Annotated in this window: 1 protein-coding gene; it reads left to right on the top strand. The window is 67.4% G+C overall.

What is annotated here, in order from left to right; all coding sequences use genetic code 11:
* Nucleotides 1–246: 246 nt before the first annotated feature.
* Nucleotides 247–984, top strand: coding sequence for a glutathione S-transferase family protein (locus ACXJKR_RS33355; protein ID WP_457326509.1), 738 nt, complete (start codon nt 247–249; stop codon nt 982–984).
* Nucleotides 985–1,029 lie beyond the last annotated feature (45 nt).

Here is a 1,029-nt window from a genome sequence, read left to right as displayed (position 1 = left end):
ACCTTGCCTGCCGCCGACCACTGGCGCGCAGGCAGCCAGCTGGCGTCAGCAATGCCGGGCTGCTGCAGGAAGGGAATCGACATGCGCGTGGCCATGCGCAGCGGCCACAGCAGATCGGTATGGGCCTGGTAGGCGGGGTACATGGTTGCTCCTGCAAGGCCGGTGATGCCAGGAGCGACGCAAGGAGCGCGCCAGCATGGCATGGGCCTTGCGTCGATGGGGTGCCCAGACCGAGAAGGAGACGCCATGCCCGTTGCCACGCCGACCCGCCCCGCCGCCAAGGCGGCGAAAACCGCTCCAGCGCCGGCGCGCAAATCCAAGGCCGCGACATCCGCGGCCACGCTGACGCTGAGCAGCAAGAACTACTCCTCGTGGTCGCTGCGCGGCTGGCTGCTGACGCGCTTCGCCGGCCTGGCCTTCGAGGAGATCATGGTCTCGCCCGACGACGAGGATGCGCGCAAGGAACTGCTGCTGCTGGCGCCGTCCATCCGCGTGCCCTGCCTGCGGCATGACGGCGTGACGGTCTGGAACAACATGGCCATTGCCGAATATCTGAACGAGCTTTTTCCCAAAGCCGGCCTGTGGCCCGCGGACCGCGTCGCGCGGGCCCATGCGCGGGCCATCTGCGGCGAGATGAACTCCGGCTTTGCCAATTTGCGCGCGTCGCTGCCCATGAACCTCAAGGGCCACTTTCCGCGCCACAAGATCTGGGCCGGGGCCAAGCCCGACATTGAGCGCATCACCGAGATCTGGACCGACTGCCTGGCGCGCTACGGCGGCCCCTATCTGTTTGGTGCCAAGCGCGGTGCGGCCGACGCCTTCTTTGCGCCGGTCGTCACGCGCTTCATGACCTATGACGTGCCGTTGAATCCCGCCTGCATGGCCTATTGCAAGGCCATCAGCGCCATGCCGGAGCTCAAGGAGTGGACGGCCGCGGCCCGGCTGGAGCCGGACGAGATCGAGCAGCTCGACATGGATTTCTAGGGCCAGGTCGAAGGCGCCGGCACTTCACAAGGCGCCGGCGCGTCC

The sequence above is a fragment of the Roseateles sp. P5_E11 genome (assembly GCF_054049355.1).
The sequence above is the reverse complement of the archived record's forward strand: the minus strand, read 5'-3'. Positions and strand labels throughout refer to the sequence as shown.

Excerpts from the sequence above, each read along its gene's own strand:
- ACXJKR_RS33355 (WP_457326509.1), top strand. The coding sequence starts at position 247 with ATGCCCGTTGCCACGCCGACCCGCCCCGCCGCCAAGGCGGCGAAAACC.